Source organism: Pseudoalteromonas sp. NZS11 (genome assembly GCF_015864765.1).
Classification (GTDB): domain Bacteria; phylum Pseudomonadota; class Gammaproteobacteria; order Enterobacterales; family Alteromonadaceae; genus Pseudoalteromonas; species Pseudoalteromonas arctica.
In genome coordinates, this window is record NZ_JADYWP010000019.1 from 1 (window position 1) to 16,434 (window position 16,434).

The window sequence follows — 16,434 nt, forward strand, 5'->3', positions numbered from 1 at the left end:
CGTTGAAGACTACAACGTTGATAGGCAAGATGTGGAAGTGGTGTGAGCCATTAAGCTAACTTGTACTAATTACCCGTGAGGCTTAACCATACAACGCCAAACGCGTTTTATGCGACAGTTTTGACAGAAGTTAATATGACTAAAGTAGATATTACTTAGAAAGACTTAAAAAATATTATCAGATATTTTCCAAATTTAGTTAGTGCGTAGCGATACGGATTAACGCCCAAATTTGCTTGGTGACAATAGCGTTTTGGACCCACCTGATTCCATGCCGAACTCAGTAGTGAAACGAAACAGCGCCGATGATAGTGTAGCATTTGCTATGTGAAAGTAGGACATTACCAGGCTTCAAATTGTAGAAACCCGTTACAGCAATGTGACGGGTTTTTTGCTATCTGGGATTTAGTAAATAGCCAAAGGCTCATGCCGAACTCAGTAGTGAAACCAAAGCTTCGACCGATGATAGTGTAGCATTTCACTGTGGCTCTCCACCGCTGTGGGCACTACGACATTACCAGGCTTCAAATTGTAGAAAGCCCGAATCTAACGATTCGGGCTTTTTTACGTTTGCAGAAAAGTAAAATACGCACAATTAACACACTTTCACATCAACACCTATCACGTAGGGCGGCCGAGTGCTGCGACTCCCGACGCTAAAATCACAACAAAAAGCCTCAATATCTCAGTCGGCCAATACAATAGCATTTGCTACGTGACCCTCCACCGCTGTGGGCACTATGACATTACACAAGCTTCACATTGTAGAGCGCCCGAATCTAGAGATTCAGGCTTTTTTACGTCTGTAGAAAAGTGAAATGTGCGCAATTAACACACACTCACATCAACATCCATCACGTAGGGCGAGCGTAGCGACTCCCGACGCTAAAATCACAACAAAACCCCTCAATATCTCAGTCGGCCAATACAGCAGCATTTGCTACGTGACTTTCTACCGCTGTGCACCATGACATTACACAAGCTTCACATTTTAGAGAGCCCGTTTCAAAAAGAGTCGGCTTTTTACATTTTTAGAAAAGTGATACAGGTATTTCTCTAGAGCGAAGCGTCTCTCAGTGAATAATCTACTTAATTTAACTAGTTAAAGTGGCATCGCCAATGCGAGTGCAGTATTTCACTGTGACGTCCTAACGCTGAGGGCACTATTGCACTGTACAAAGCTTCAAATTAAAGAAAGTCCTAACCGAAATAGTCGTTTTTTTGCATATATAGAATGTAAAAATATGAGTGAATAATATCAATTCAAATATATAAGCAGATTGGTATTATATAAAAAGTATGAGATCCTCATAAATCAAAGTTATTTTAAATTAATGGTATTAGTTAATGATTACTCGTTAACAAACCTCTGACTTAACTTGTTTATGAAGGCAATGAATACTAATATAATTTCATGACCTTATAACTAAAATTTATTGAGTTAGTTGTTTTAAAATTACTACCAATAATGATTGTGAGCTGTAACTAGATGCCCTATGAAACATTTTTAGATGACTCTACTTCGCTAGTTGAATTTACACGTATTTACTTAGCTATTTTTTATACTTTTGTTGCGGGCTTTTATACATTTAGAATTATTTATAAAAATCGAGACACACCATCAGGCGTTATTTATCCCGGAGATAAGTTTTGTACTAGTTGGTGGAACCATATGGTTTTTAAGTTTTTCAGAGCTGCTATTTGGTTTATATGTGTAATTAGAGTGTTTGTACCTGAGTTAGATAGCTACCTTGGGCTATTCCCAATTCTCAATGGCTGGCCAGGTGTATTATTTGGCGATATTTTATTGAGTGCAGGTTTTATTTTGACGATGTTTGTACATTTTCATATGGCAGCACTTTGGCGTTCAGGAATTGATCCTAAGGGACCACATGAGCTTAAAACATCAGGATTATATGAATACTCTAGGAATCCGATGTATTTAGGTGTTGTAGCTGCACAGGTGGGTTTCTTTTTAGCCTTACCTAGTATATTTAGTTTGATCTGTTTAGTTATAGGTTTTACAGCTATATATCGACAAACGTTAGTTGAGGAGGCTCATTTAGCTCATCGTTTTTCTACACAATATAAAGAGTATAAACAACTAGTCCCTCGCTGGTTATAGCTTGGGATTAAGCTTTAAATACATGAATTTTTAACGCAAGAGTAAAGAAGTGTTCTGTGTTGGCTTGCTAAAATCTAGCACGATAGACATAAATTAGATCACTTCTTTTTGTTTTATATACTTTTTCATAAACTCTTGTTTAGTAATTGCCTTTGAAAAAATGTAGCCTTGAATATAATCGCAAGCAAGCAGCTTTAATAGGTCATACTGTTTTTGTGTTTCAACACCTTCCGCTACCACCATTACATCTAGGTTGTGAGCCATAGTGATAATAGCCTTAACGAGAGCAATACTATTATCGTTTGATTCAATATCGCTTATAAATGAGCGATCTATTTTTAAAATGTCTATATCTAAGCGCTGTAAATACGCCAAAGAAGAATAACCAACACCAAAGTCGTCAATCGCTATGTCTATATTAATAGTGCTTAAGCGTTTTAATTGTCGCTGTATTGACGAATCTGGATCCATTAAGGTATTTTCAGTGACTTCAATTAAAATAGTGTTGGCGGGTAGTTGGTACTTTTTACTTGCAACAATCCATTCATCCACCCAGCAACCAGCGCGGTCAATTTCAAGAGGTGATGTATTTACACTGACTTGAATTGTCTTTTCACTTAAAACATTGAATTGGACGGTATCTTGAATTGCTTGAGATTTTACCCATTGGCCGATGTCGTTTATTAATCCGTTTTTTTCAGCGACAGGTATAAATTCATTGGGGCCTATTAGGCCTCGTTCAGGGTGGTTCCAACGAATAAGGGCTTCAGCTTTTGGTACTGATTTCCCATCAATTGAAAATATAGGTTGGTAATATAATTCAAATTGGTTTTTAACAATTGCAGTGCGTATCTCTTCTATCAGGCGACGCTTTTCTGTGGCTTTTTCTTCGATAGCATAGGAGAAAAACTCATAGCGATTCCGCCCTTTATTTTTAGATAAATACATCGCTTGATCAGCACGTCTAACGAGCTCTTCTACTGTTAAACCATCAGCAGGGAAAAACGTTAAACCTATGCTTGCGGTAACATAGACTGTTTCTTTTTTTATTTTAATGCTCTGCATTAAACTACTTTTTACAGCTTCGGCAATTTTTGATGCTTCATCTGGGCTATTTACACCCTCTAAAATTAATGTAAATTCGTCTCCACCTAAGCGTGCTACTGTATCTTTTGTTGTTATACAGCTTTGCAGCCTCGTTGCTACCTGGTGTAATAATAAATCACCGTAGTCATGCCCAAGGCTGTCGTTTACTTCTTTAAAACCATCTAAATCTATAAATATAAGTGCGAATTTCATTCCTTCAACACTTATTAAGCTTTGTAGTTTCTCGTAAAAATACCGTCTATTTGGTAAATCGGTTAACCCGTCTTGGTAAGCATATTGTTGCAACTGAATATTTGCATTTTCAAGTTCATTAGTACGAAGCCTAACTTGGTTTTCTAATGAACTTTCTCTTTGCTCAATGTTGTATAGCATATCGTTAAAACAAGAGGTTAATTGTCCTACTTCATCTTGTGATAGTTGTTTAGCGCGTAAGCTATAATCATGTGACGTTGTTATTTTATTTGCTGTTTGTGCTAAATATAAAATAGGGTTTAAAAAGCGGCGCCTTAGCAAAAGGGATAAAATGAGGCTGATAGCAAAGGTAAAGACCATCAAAATCATTATAAATTTAAAGTAAAAAGTGATTCTATCTTGAATGTAACTGTTGTTAGCGCGTATTTTTAATACGCCATAATCATGCATATCGAGCTGAAGGGGGGTATTAACCTCAATGCTTTGTTCTATTTCTTCATTTTCGGCTTGAGCAATAACAAGTTGTTCACCAGTCATACTCGTTACCATTATACTAATAACATCTGAGCGTATAAGTATTGGGTCTATAAGCTCTTGTACTGCATCTATGTCATTAAACATAAGTGCAGTAGTTATATTGGGTGAAAGCATTTTAGACAGCGACCCCAGGCTTTCTATTTGTTCTTCTTGAGCGCTGGTGATTTCATAAGCACTAAATACAATGGTTACTGTAGCGGTTGATACAAGTGCGACACTCATTAAGATGAATAATAATTTTTTGCTCATTGTATTTAATGCAAATAGTTTTTTCATTGCATTACCTATCTACAACGCGTGCAAGTCGTAGTACTTTTGAACTCATAGTAATGCCTGCATCTTTAAGCTGTTGTGGTGCAATTTCAAAGCGAATTTTACCACTGGAAAGAAAGAATCTGATATGGCCGCCATTTTCAATAAATGAGTCTGTTTCACCAATGACCATAATATTTTTTAGATCTAAAGGAGTTATGTTTTGCCACTGAGCAAATGTATCTGAGGTGATAAATAGCATGTTACACGCAGATGTAGTGACTTCATCAATAGTGACTAATTTATTATGTAAAGGTAATTTTTTTATAGTGCGATTTTTTAGAGCGGTGTTAGCCACATCAATAAAGTATTTATCAGGGCTACAAATAGTAAATTGATCAAGGGGTTCTAAATGAGAATCCCAGTGTCCAAAACGTGCAAAGTTATACAAGAAGCCTGCTTTTAGCATGTATTCTTTTTCAACAGCGTCAACGCTGGTACTTAAAAGTACCAAGGCTATCAAGCTTCTGTGAATTAGACTTCTTAATTTAATCATCTAATTAGCTTAGAAATTTGCTGAAATTGTAAACGTAATACATTCATCAATATAGTTTGGTAATGTATAGGTTTCGCGCGTATTACTGTACTCAATATGTGAACCTGAAAATAGGTTTTTACCCGAAACTGCAGTAGACCACACAGGAGTAGCCTGCCAATTCCAACTAACATCTAACGTTGTGTAATTATCAGTATTATATGCATTTGAGTTTACTGCTCGTAATGTCGCAAATACGTTATGGTCAGTTGAGAATGTATAATCGGCTTTTGCAAATAACTGCCTGTTTTTAGAGTCATACCCGATAGCGGGCTCTACTCTAGGAGGTAAATCGTAGTTATAGTCGGTGTAACTGTAACCAAACTCAGTATTGAGATTATCAATTGGTTGCCATGATATTACTAAGTCGAACCCTTTAGTGGTTGTGTTTGCTACAGATGCAAAGTCTAAATCTATACGAGTCATTGTTAGTGCTTGAAATACTTCTGGGATTCTCCCTGCTAGAAATAATTCAAGTATAGGAGTGAATTGTTCAGCATGCGTATTCATATCAATAACCGCTACGTTATTAGCATCGGTATAATAAGTAGAAAGATCCAATGACCAATCGTTAGCAGTAAAACGGTAGCCTAATTCATAAGATAGATAGTTTTCAGATTTAACTTTGTCGTTACCATTTAGGTAGGTTGCAATTCGATAGTCGTCTATTTGTCCAAAGCCAGAGCTTAAACCGGTAAGATCTTTAATTTCTGTACCATTAACTTTAAAGTTGTCGTTAAATTCAATCAATGTTGGTGTACGTACACTTCGCGATATAGCACCCCAAGTAAGATGGTTATCTACTGGCTTGTATATAAGCCTTGCTGACGGTTGATTTTCCCAGCCAGTTAAATCGTTATGATCAAGCTTAGTACCAATAATAAAGTCGAGAGTGTCAGGAGTCACATTATATTGAGCTTGAACAAGTGCACCATATTGTTTGAGGCTATCAAAGTTTTTATCGCTATCTAAAAATACACTTTCTGCGAAAGATATAGAATTGTATCGGTAGTTCAACCCCCAATCTAACTGTAGAGATTGATATATAAAGTTCATTTGATAATCAATATCTATCGATTCAAAGTCTTCTTTAATATAATTTTGAGAGCCATTTTGTTTAAGCCAAGAAATTTGTAGCATTTGATTGGCATCTGGCGACATTCTGTTTTCAAGGCGCGCCATTATGCGCGTGTCTGTTCGCTTTAAATCATCTGAAAATGAAATGTTTTCGTTGGTTTCATCGACAACACCTCGGTAGTTTTGGCCAAGTGTGGAATGAGTTACATCACCCTGGAGTAGTGCTGACCACTCATCATTAGGGGTAAAGTCAGCTCTAAAACCTAAAGAATTTTGCTTAGTTGTGTCGTTAGGATCGAGTGAGATCCCTTTTTTTGATCCATTAGCATCTTTTAAATGACCATACACTCGGTAGCTGCCTATGTTACTTATATCACCACCGTAGCGAAGATTTGCATCAACATTTATTTGATTACCAGTTGTTACACTTGCGTATCCACCGCGAGTATCAATACTATTTTTAGTAATGATATTAATAACGCCATTATTTGCGTTACTTCCCCAAAGTAATCCGCCTTGTCCGCGTATAACTTCAATACGTTCAATATCGTACAAAGGAACGTTGAGTGTTTCCCAATAAACAGCGGCAAACTTTGGGGTATATAAGCTTTGTCCGTCAATCATAACCAATAATTTGCTTGAAAAGCGAGAGGCAATGCCTCTTGAGGAAATAGCCCATTGATTGTTATCGAGCTGACGGACAATTAAACCCGGCACCATTTTTAGTGCTTCAGGTACTGATGTAGCACCAGATTTAGTAATTTGTTCTTTACTTAATACATAAATAGATGAAGCGGTATCAAATGCTGATTGTGCTCTTTTCATCGCAGAAGTCGCTTGCACATCCATACCCATTAAAGCATCAAGATCGAGGTCTTCATCTTCAAACGGCTCAGCCGTTACAAGAGGGCACACAAAAAGTAATGGCCAAAATAAACGTTGTGATATTTTCACCCAAAAGTCTCCTGCGCAATCAAAAAATCAAAAACAATTACTGTTTTTGTAATACATGTGATATCACACAATATTAACATACATTAACAGCGTAAAAGTATAAATGCGATTAAATCAAAACAACTAATTTTGTAGTAGTTAAAAAATTTAACTTCGGCCAATAAAACAGTAAAATTTAAAAAATAAAGTAGATACATTTTATACAATTACATTTATTAAAGAGTCAAAAAATAGAAGTTACTGAGAGTTATATGATTATATACTATTTAAAATTTAGTCTATTTTTGAAGGACTTCAAAGTATTTTGCGCTTATTGATTATTTAACTTTGCATTTCATGCTTTTACAAGGGCGATATTAATTATACGTGCACGATTAATCTAACTTTGTATTAACTATTATTGTAGTTTCAATTACCTTTGCTTTTATTAAAGGTATATAGAATACTTAAATTCGCTTGGTTTTGCTTTGAAGGCACCAAAGTATGGAAAAAAATGAATTAATTAATGTAGAAGAAGTACTCGATTTAATGCTTGATGCCGTTTGTGTGGTAGATAAACAAGGCACATTTGTTTTTGTAAGCGCAGCATTTGAGCAAATTTTTGGTTATACGGCCGACGAAGTTGTAGGCAAAAAAATGATTAACTATGTTTACGAAGGTGATCATTATAAAACGCATAATGCCGTAACATCGCTATTGTCTGGCGAAACGGTGAACCCTCGCTTTGAAAACCGTTGGATGAGAAAAGATGGTCAAGTAGTTCATATATTATGGTCTGTTCGTTGGTCAGAGCAACATCAAGTAAGAATTGCTGTCGCGCACGATATAACTGAACGTAAAGTAATGGAAGATCGACTCCATTATATGGCACGGCACGATGTGTTAACTGGCCTACCAAATCGATCATTATTGATGAATCGATTAGAAAAAGTAATTATTAGTGCAACCAGAAACAACACGTTTTTTTCTTTGCTGTTTATAGACATAAATGGCTTTAAAGCAGTAAACGATACTCACGGACATGAAATTGGCGATAAGCTTTTATGCGCTATAGCAAAAAGGCTTTCAGCGTCGGTTAGGCATTACGACACAGTAGGGCGTTTAGGCGGAGACGAATTTTTAATTATTTTAGATAACTTAAGTTCTAGCCACGAAACCGTCAGAATCAAAAATAAAGTCCTCACTGAGTTTAAAGCCGTCTTTAAGTTAGATGACGTACTACTAAATATTTCACCCAGTATAGGAATTGCAAATTACCCCGAGCACGGCCAAACAGATCACGAACTCATAAAGTATGCTGATGAAGCTATGTACAAAAACAAACAACAAGGCTTAGATAACGTAACCTATTTACCTCAATAACTAAGCTGAACTATCACCTTAGCTTAAACAATAGTCACAGCGCCCTTAACTACAATGCCTTACTTGCCGACATATTTTTTTATATCGGTTTGACAGTGCTGCGCTAAAAAGTCGATGAAAGCACGCACTACCGTTTGCTGATAATTACGTCATAAATAAACTGTCCACAAATTATATCCAGGTGATAATGAAGGCGATTACCGTATCGGCAGTAATACATTTTTTACTAATGATGCAGGCGAAAGCAAGGTATCGGTCACTGATTATGCAACTGCAATGGTTGATGAAGCGCAAAATGCGGCGCACGTTAATAATCATATTAGTATTGCCTACTAATATGGTTACTAATCAAAAGCGTTTGATTATTTAGATATAACAATACTGGCTCACAAGGTTAAAATAATTTAATCTGAGCGTATTAATTCTTATTAAATTATTTGCCTTATGAGCCTTCTTTTTTCTCTTGCGTTAGCAAGCCTTCCCGCTTTACCAGAGCCAGTTGCTAATAATGCTGTGGCTAAAGTTACAGTACAAAACCAAACCTATTTTTTAAGCTTTATGGGGCTGGGGCGCGATAAACAGCATTCGTCAGTGCATAACAAAGTGTGGGCGCTTAAAGTTGGCGATTCACAGTGGCAATCTAAAACTGGTGTGCCTTCAAGCTTGCCACTAAAAGGGCGCTTAGCAAGCACCGCAGTCGGTTTAGGCGAGTACGCCTATGTGTTTGGCGGCTATACGGTAGCAGAGGATCATACTGAAGTTTCAAGCCCCGACGTATATAAGTACGACGTAATAAAAGATACCTACACTCATCTTGCGAGCATGCCAGTACCCGTAGACGATAGCGTCGCGCTGAGCTACAAAGCGCGTTACATTTATCTAATTAGCGGTTGGCATAACGATGGCAACGTAAACTTAGTGCAAGTGTACGACACGCAAAATAATACATGGCAACAAGCCTCGCCATTTTTAGGTGAGCCCGTATTTGGCCAAGCTGCTGCAATTAGCGATAATACCATTGTTATTTGTGATGGCGTTAAAACACAAGCTAATCCTGATTCGCGTCGCTCGTTTGCAGGTGTAGCACAGTGTTTAAAAGGCACAATAGATTCAACTAATCCACAAAAAATAGATTGGCGTACGTTGCCTCATCCAACGGGCACCGCTCACTATCGAATGGCAGCTACCAGCTATAATGGCAATATTTATATGATGGCAGGCTCTAATAACCCATATAACTACAGCGCAATAGGCTACGACGGCAAACCTGCATCAGCAAGTGATCATGTTTGGCGCTTTAGTATCGAAAAAAACGAATGGCAGATTTTATCCCCAGTTGAAGTAAAGAGCATGGATCATCGTGGTTTACTTGAGCACAGCGGTGTTTTATATCGAATTGGCGGTATTGATAACAGTCAGCAAGTAAGCGCTAACGTACTCGGTTACGAGGCGCCAAAGTGAACACCCTTTACATTACCGGGGCGGGAGTCAGCGCAGCCAGTGGTATTCCCACCTTTAGAGGGGAGGATGGTTACTGGACCATAGGCAGTAAAAATTATACGCCTATGGAAATGGCAACGCGCGCAATGTACCAAAATGCCCCTAAAGAGTTTTTAGCATGGTATTACCATCGCTTTGCAGCGTATCGCAACCATGGCCCAAACGACGTACACCATTGGCTAAGTGACAAAAACCTAATTACTCAAAACATAGATGGGCTTGATGGCAAAGCGGGTAATAAAAATTACATTGCTATTCATGGCAGGCTTGATCAAATGACCTTATTTCATGAGCAAGGTGAGCCAGTCACGCCACTTGCCACCCCGTGGGATAGTGTAGAAGAAAGCCGCCTGCAAGAGTCTCTTTTTGAGCTATTTAATATTCAAAACCAAGCACCTGAGCTTAATCACTCCTTTAAACCCTTTGTTTTATTATTTGACGAGTACTACACCGAGCTTTACAGAATAACAGAAGCACAACAGCGTATGCTCAACGCCGATAAAATTGTATTTATGGGCACCTCGTTTAGCGTTAATATTACGCAAATGGCAATTGAAATAGCCCGAAATTACGACATTCCTGTTGAAGTGGTTGACCCTGAGCCTGCACATATTTTGCACGCTAACGTCACATATAAAAAAATGAATGCATTAGATTACATTCAATCTAATTAAGAAGTGCTATATTTTAAAGGGATTGATAATGTTTTCTTAAATATTACAATCTCTTTATATAATATTAACGAGTCAAAAATGTTATTATTATCCTGATTATAACAATACTAAAGAGATCTGAATGAGCGACTTAACTGCAATAGCAAACTTGTCCATTTTACTTGTAGAGCCTTCAGAGGTTCAGCAAAAAATAATAATAAAATCGCTTTTAGAAAGTGGTGTAAAACAAGTTGAAACTGCATCTACACAAACACAAGCGCTTAGCTTATTAGCAAGTTATCACCCTGATCTAGTTATAAGCTCTATGTATTTATCTGACGGGACAGCCGACTCACTATTGCAAGAAATAAGATCAAACCCTATCACCGAGCATCAACCTTTTATGCTTATATCGAGCGAGCGTAATAAAAAATACCTTGAGCAATTACGCCAATCAGGTGTGCTTGCTATTTTGCCTAAGCCTTTCAGCGCAAAAGCCATTACCCGCGCTCTTAAAGCAACTTTAGATATTATAAGCGAAGAAGAAGTAGAACTTGATCATTTTGACGTAACATTACTAAGAGTGCTGGTTGTAGATGATAGCCGCTTTGCGCGTAAACACATAATACGCGTACTTGCGGGTATGGGAATACCTGCCCCGGTAGAAGCTGTAAACGGTAAAGAAGCTATTGAGCACTTAAACAACCAATCGTTTGACTTAATTGTAACCGACTACAATATGCCAGAAATGGACGGACGAGAACTAACAGAAACCGTTAGAGGCTCAAATAGTTACTCACATATCCCTATTTTAATGGTGAGCTCAGAGGCAAACGAAACGCACCTAGCAAATATAGCTCAAGCGGGAGTTGATGCTATTTGTGATAAACCGTTTGAACCAGCCACAGTGCGAGAATTATTGTTTAAAATAATGTCTTAAAAGTAAGTACAAGCGTAGGACGGTGATTATTAGGCCTACGCTCATCTTTAAAATACATTTACTATTACAGTTTTCCTAATCTATAAATGAGTAATGCAGTTTTTTTAATGTTTTTATCAAGGCTGGTTAAATCGGCTGTTTCGTTTTTAGTGTGCGCGCCGCTGCCCATCAAACCTAAACCATCAAGTGCCATATCAACATGATTTGCCGCAAACGAAATATCAGCCGCACCTGCATTGCGTGGATTGGCGGCTACTACTTTGTTGAAGCCTAAGTCGTGGCTTGCGTCGCTGTATAATTCTAATAGCTTTTTATTGCCATCAGTTAATGCCATTGGCGGGTAACCGTCTTCAAAAATAAGCTCTGCTTTACTGCCATCTAAGTTTTTAGCCACAATTTGTAGCATAACCCTTTTAGCGCTTTCTACCTGCTTTGGCGAAAGTGCGCGTAAATCACCTGCAACATGCACGGTTTGTGCTATTACATTACTTTTACCAAATGCCGTTGCTGAGGAATTAGCACTGTCGTAGTCGGCATTGGTACCGCCCACAATAAGCCCTGGGTTAAATGTTAAATTAGGTTGCGTGGCAAGTTGCTCTCTAAAATCATTTAAAATGCGTGATGCTTCGTAAATAGCGCCATATCCAACGCTTTCGCTAAATATTTGTGACGAATGCGCTGCATTTGCCGTTACATTTAGCGTCCAACCGGTATAACCACGGCGCGCCGCCATAGCAGTTTTTATATTGTTATCGCCATTTTCATAGCCAAGCGCTACGTCAGCCCAAATTGCTGCATCAACAATAGCTTGTTTAGATAAGCTAAGCGGGCGACCGCTGCTTTCTTCATCACCAGTCAGTAAGACTTTTATGCTTACATTTTCGAGTAAGTTAAGGGCTTGCAAGCTTTTAAGAGCGGTAATTATTATCGTGTTACCGCCTTTCATATCGGCAACACCTGGGCCACTGGCTGTATCGGCATCAAGTTGTTTGTAGGTAGTAAAGTTATCGTTTTTGGCAAATACCGTATCTAGATGGCCGATCATCAGTATTTTTATTGCATCGGGATCATTACTCTCATGGGTTGCTAATACATGCCCTGCGCGGTTAAACGCACTGCCATCCAGCCATTCTACTTTAAAACCAATGGCTTTAAGCTGCTCGCTTGTCAGCGCGCCTACTTTTTTTACACCTTCAATATTGAGCGACCCGCTATTAATATTTACGGCTTGCTCTATTTCTTGCAATGCTTGGGGAATATTTTTATCGACCTGTTTTACTATTTCACGCTCGTTTTTATCAAGCGCTGCATGGCATGTAAGCGACAGGGTACTCGCAAGGGTAAAAATAAGTGCATGGCTAAATTTTAAAAATGACATAACAGCATAATAAGTGAGAAATAAGAATATTTAATATGAAGTAAAAATACAGAGGATTCAATAGGAGTAGGTTGTGATTTTTAACTAATTTTATAAGTAATAACGAGCTACAAGTTTAAGGGTGAACGCGTTATTAGTTTAAACACAGGTATTTAAAATATAATCTTTTAACTAATAATCAAGCTGTGCAACTAAACAGCAATTTGCCTGATATTACTGACCTCCACCATTTTGGATTTTTGCTACATTTAGAAAAGTTGAGACTGAACTAACTGTTTACAAATACTTATTTTATAGCTAGGGTAAAACCATTGTAATATAAGAACATTTGTCATTTTTAGGCGACAAATGACGTAGACTAAATTGTAAGATTTATAGGTATAAACAATGAGTAACTTAGTTGTATTAATAACGGGTGCTAATAGGGGAATCGGTTTCGAATTAGCCAGACAATACCTTATAAATGGATGGACAGTAATTGCTACCTGTAGAAATCTAGAAACGGCGGTTGGTTTAGTTTCATTGAAAGGTAAGTTTCCAAATAAATTGTCTATTGAATTAATGGATATCACTTGCCCTGAAAAAATTAAGACGTTGGCAAGTAAACTTAATGAGGAAAATATTAAATTAGATTTAATAGTAAATAATGCGGGATATTTGGATCGAGAAAACACAAGTATCCATACTATTAATTACGCTAATGCTGAAATGTGTTTTAAGGTGAATTCACTTGGACCACTATATTTAACTCATTGCTTTTTACCTTTAATAAATAAAAAACGCTTATGTAAGATAGCCGTTATTTCTTCTGCTATGGGATCTTTGTCGCTAGAACAAAGTGTGGATTGGTATGGTTATCGAATGTCTAAAGCCGCTGCCAATATGCTAGTAGTGAACTTATCACAAGAACTTGTTAATGATAATGTGGCTGTGGTAGCTGTTCACCCCGGTTGGGTTCAAACCGATATGGGTGGCTCTACAGCAAGTGAAAATGTTGTAGATTCGGCTCTTGGAGTTATAAACGTTATTCTGAATTTATCTATTGATAATACGGGAAAACTTTATAGTTTTAATGGTGAGGAGTTACCGTTCTAATATATATAACAACACGCTATGAGGTGGATAACTAGTAAAATCAGCTATTAATTGCAAATTTTAAAACTGCTGAGCCTCTTCGTTTTAAGGCTATTAAATATGTCGATTCATCTTAGGGTGTTAACGCGGTTTAAGATCCATAACCCATTCATGCAGCGCTCTAGGTATGTAAGTGAGAAATAAGAGTATTTAATATGAAGTAAAAATACACAGGATTCAATAAAAGTAGATTGCGATTTTTAACTAATTTTATAAGTAATAACGAGTTACAAGTTTAAGGGTTATGGAGTGTACGCGTTATTGGCTTAAACACAGATATTTAAAATATAACCTTTTAACTAATAATCAAGCTGTATAATTAAACAACGATTTGTCTGATATTACTGATCTCCCTCGTTTTGGGGTTTTGCTACATTTAGAAAAGGTAAGGCGAAGCTAGCTTTGTGTTTACAGGTGTTTATTTTATAGCTAGGATAAAGTCATTGTAATATAAAGACATTTGTCGGTTTTTAGGCGACAAATGTCGTAGACTAAATTGTTATACACAAAGGAAAGTTATGAGAGTTATTCTTGTTCTGTGCTTCTTATGGGCTAATTCATTATTAGCTTGTGGAAAAGATGAAACAGTTAAAATAGAACCATTCGCTAAAATGGAGCAAGATTATAATTTCGTAAACCTAATAGGTTATCAGGTATTTGTTCCTGAAATGTCTAAAGGGTACTATTTGACGTCGTTTTATTTAGGAGTTAAAGACGCTGTAGTTGCAAGTTTAAATTTCTCAGAAGCTTTTGGGTACAAAGGATACTACTCAGTTATTTTTCAAGTTAAACCTGAAAAACTAGATGCTCTAACTATAACCCTTAGTTACTCCACGACAAAAGACAAAAAAGGTATGGTTATGTGTGGAGAGCAGGTACAGTTGAATTTAAAAGAGTTGTTGAATGCAACACAACCCAAAATGGTTATACCTCCACCGCCACCTCCGAGAGAAGTTAACAACGGAGTGTAATTTGTGTATAACAAGGCAAATTAAAAAAGGCGGACAAAAAACAGTTGGCTTTGTTCGTGCCTCACAAATTATAGCCAACTATTTTTAGCCGTTTATTTGCGGCGTTAGGTGGTTGTGATGTCTTGTTCACATAAAATTTCGGAGTGAAACTTTGGGTAAAAAAAATCGTAAAGTTAAATATGACGTAGTTGAAACACTTCGCTTTAAATCATTTCCTCCGGAATATGAAGAATTAACTAAAAATCTATATGCCAAAGCTTGTAAAGGGTCTGAACATCTTTGGAATGAAATAAACACCGTCGATGACTTACAAAACAACAAAAAACTTAAGGATGATTTCTATAACTCCGCAAACAAAGGAATGAAATCTGCTCAAGATGAAATTGTGTCGATTGTTCAAAGCAAGGATAAATTTGATTTCTCAAAAGAACTTTTACTTAGGGGAATTGCTGATGCAATCGCTTGGCAACTATTAGGACATCAACTATGCCATGCGAGAAGATTTTTTAAATCCACCAAACAACCTGATTTATATAATTGTAATTTCGATTCAGTAGTTTTCGCTGCAAAAGATAATGACGAAAAAAGTCCTAGCTCAATATCACTAATTTCGGATTTAACATCATTTATACAAGTCGGTGATTTATTAATATGTGATCCTAAAAAAGGAATCACGATAGCTGAGGTAAAAGAAGGTGCAATGAATGCCAAAATTGGTGATTTCATGAAGTTTTATATGGAATCGCAATGTGATAGATCTTTGTATTATTTTGCTCAAAAAGAAGGTGATAAAGCTGTTAAACAGCTCCAAAGGATGTATAGGCAAGCGAGTAGGATGTCACATGTGTCAGCTGTTATGTCTACCGGTCAGGGCGTCGATCCAGATACAAAAGAAACAGTAAATATACCCGAACCGTTTTTTGAAATCGAAAACTGGGATGAGCGACTAGTAAATACATTAAATGAAGCGGACAAAAAAGGGTGGGCGATCGATGTCATAGATAACTGCGTTTTTCTGGGAGTCTATGCCTCAGAAGAGATGCGTATAGGCGGGCATATAATATTCAATTCTTGGTTTGATAATTCAGGTGGAACTCCTGAATGTCCGAGAACCTTATTAATTGATAGCATGCGCAATCCTCTTGCTTTACCTGTTTTCAGTCGGAACTTGCCAGACAATCATAAATTTGATGTGCTTTTTGGGCGTAAGCAAGTGTGTATGGCGATATGTATAGAATCCTTGCTTAAAGAATGTGAAAAAGTTGGCTTGTCTGTTCGTTTTGCCACTAATAAAGAACGTGGACGTTTAGATAAAACTGGTAACAGGCCTTATAAACATAAAGGTAAAGCAATTTTTATTGGCAACGGTGAAACGGAAGTTGTTCTAATGGATGGTATATTTCTTAGAGTAATGCACCACGGTCAAAGTCCTGTATCATTAATCCAATTGATGGTTGATGGAACAGGCGAAACCACCTAACAAGACGATCCAATAAGGACAAAAAACAGTTAGTTTTGCTCCAGCGTGAATTACAGTGACATATATGGACGCTCCCTTGAAGTCAAGACGAGCTAATGTCTAAACATCAAAATTGATGCCTTTATTTAATTGTCATGTATCCCATTTCACAGTCATGATGCGTCACAAGCTTGCTGA

12 protein-coding genes and 2 rRNA genes are annotated in these 16,434 nt (G+C 37.2%); 10 read left to right on the forward strand and 4 right to left on the reverse strand.

Going from position 1 to position 16,434, the window contains the following annotated elements; all coding sequences use genetic code 11:
* The 3 genes from I6E82_RS19600 to I6E82_RS19610 form a co-directional block, all read left to right on the forward strand.
* Window positions 1-90: ribosomal RNA gene (locus I6E82_RS19600) — 23S ribosomal RNA — on the forward strand; the annotation flags it as partial.
* A gap of 145 nt (window positions 91-235) precedes the next feature.
* Window positions 236-350: ribosomal RNA gene (rrf, locus tag I6E82_RS19605) — 5S ribosomal RNA — on the forward strand.
* A 1,139-nt stretch (window positions 351-1,489) separates the two neighbouring features.
* Entirely contained in the window at window positions 1,490-2,125 is a 636-nt protein-coding gene (locus I6E82_RS19610) for a methyltransferase family protein (RefSeq protein WP_165735527.1), read from the forward strand.
* 93 nt (window positions 2,126-2,218) lie between these two features.
* Here I6E82_RS19610 and I6E82_RS19615 read toward each other — a convergent pair whose 3' ends face one another.
* Genes I6E82_RS19615 through I6E82_RS19625 form a run of 3 tightly spaced genes read right to left on the reverse strand, consistent with a single transcriptional unit; the run spans window position 2,219 to window position 6,839 of the window.
* Window positions 2,219-4,237 (reverse strand): putative bifunctional diguanylate cyclase/phosphodiesterase, encoded by a 2,019-nt coding sequence (locus I6E82_RS19615; RefSeq protein ID WP_024592033.1) that lies wholly within the window; start codon window positions 4,235-4,237, stop codon window positions 2,219-2,221.
* Window positions 4,238-4,241: 4 nt separating this feature from the next.
* Entirely contained in the window at window positions 4,242-4,769 is a 528-nt protein-coding gene (locus tag I6E82_RS19620) for a YfiR family protein (RefSeq protein WP_007586256.1), read from the reverse strand.
* Between the two features lie 9 nt (window positions 4,770-4,778).
* On the reverse strand, window positions 4,779-6,839 hold the full coding sequence (locus I6E82_RS19625) for a TonB-dependent receptor plug domain-containing protein (RefSeq protein WP_197118519.1): 2,061 nt from the start codon (window positions 6,837-6,839) through the stop codon (window positions 4,779-4,781).
* Window positions 6,840-7,322: 483 nt separating this feature from the next.
* Here I6E82_RS19625 and I6E82_RS19630 point away from each other — a divergent pair, with 483 nt between their 5' ends.
* From I6E82_RS19630 to I6E82_RS19645, 4 genes are all read left to right on the forward strand, one after another.
* Window positions 7,323-8,201 carry a sensor domain-containing diguanylate cyclase gene (locus I6E82_RS19630; RefSeq protein WP_024592031.1) on the forward strand — a complete coding sequence of 293 codons (879 nt, stop codon included), beginning with the start codon at window positions 7,323-7,325 and terminating at the stop codon, window positions 8,199-8,201.
* 444 nt (window positions 8,202-8,645) lie between these two features.
* Complete coding sequence (locus tag I6E82_RS19635; protein WP_101162889.1) at window positions 8,646-9,662, forward strand: Kelch repeat-containing protein; 1,017 nt, start codon at window positions 8,646-8,648, stop codon at window positions 9,660-9,662.
* Entirely contained in the window at window positions 9,659-10,375 is a 717-nt protein-coding gene (locus I6E82_RS19640; protein WP_197118520.1) for an SIR2 family NAD-dependent protein deacylase, read from the forward strand. The genes I6E82_RS19635 and I6E82_RS19640 overlap by 4 nt, the downstream gene beginning before the upstream one ends.
* A 121-nt stretch (window positions 10,376-10,496) precedes the next feature.
* A complete protein-coding gene (locus I6E82_RS19645) occupies window positions 10,497-11,294 on the forward strand; it encodes a response regulator transcription factor (RefSeq protein WP_101216291.1) in 798 nt (265 codons plus the stop codon).
* Window positions 11,295-11,358: 64 nt separating this feature from the next.
* Here the strand turns inward: I6E82_RS19645 and I6E82_RS19650 are convergent, their stop codons facing one another.
* Window positions 11,359-12,672 (reverse strand): M20/M25/M40 family metallo-hydrolase, encoded by a 1,314-nt coding sequence (locus I6E82_RS19650; protein WP_197118521.1) that lies wholly within the window; start codon window positions 12,670-12,672, stop codon window positions 11,359-11,361.
* 387 nt (window positions 12,673-13,059) lie between these two features.
* Here I6E82_RS19650 and I6E82_RS19655 point away from each other — a divergent pair, with 387 nt between their 5' ends.
* The 3 genes from I6E82_RS19655 to I6E82_RS19665 all read left to right on the forward strand — a co-directional run bounded on the left by I6E82_RS19655 (window position 13,060) and on the right by I6E82_RS19665 (window position 16,257).
* Window positions 13,060-13,767, forward strand: a complete 708-nt coding sequence (locus tag I6E82_RS19655; RefSeq protein WP_197118522.1) for an SDR family oxidoreductase — start codon at window positions 13,060-13,062, stop codon at window positions 13,765-13,767.
* A 557-nt stretch (window positions 13,768-14,324) separates the two neighbouring features.
* Entirely contained in the window at window positions 14,325-14,777 is a 453-nt protein-coding gene (locus I6E82_RS19660) for a hypothetical protein (protein WP_197118523.1), read from the forward strand.
* Between the two features lie 151 nt (window positions 14,778-14,928).
* Window positions 14,929-16,257, forward strand: coding sequence for a hypothetical protein (locus I6E82_RS19665; protein ID WP_197118524.1), 1,329 nt, complete (start codon window positions 14,929-14,931; stop codon window positions 16,255-16,257).
* Window positions 16,258-16,434 lie beyond the last annotated feature (177 nt).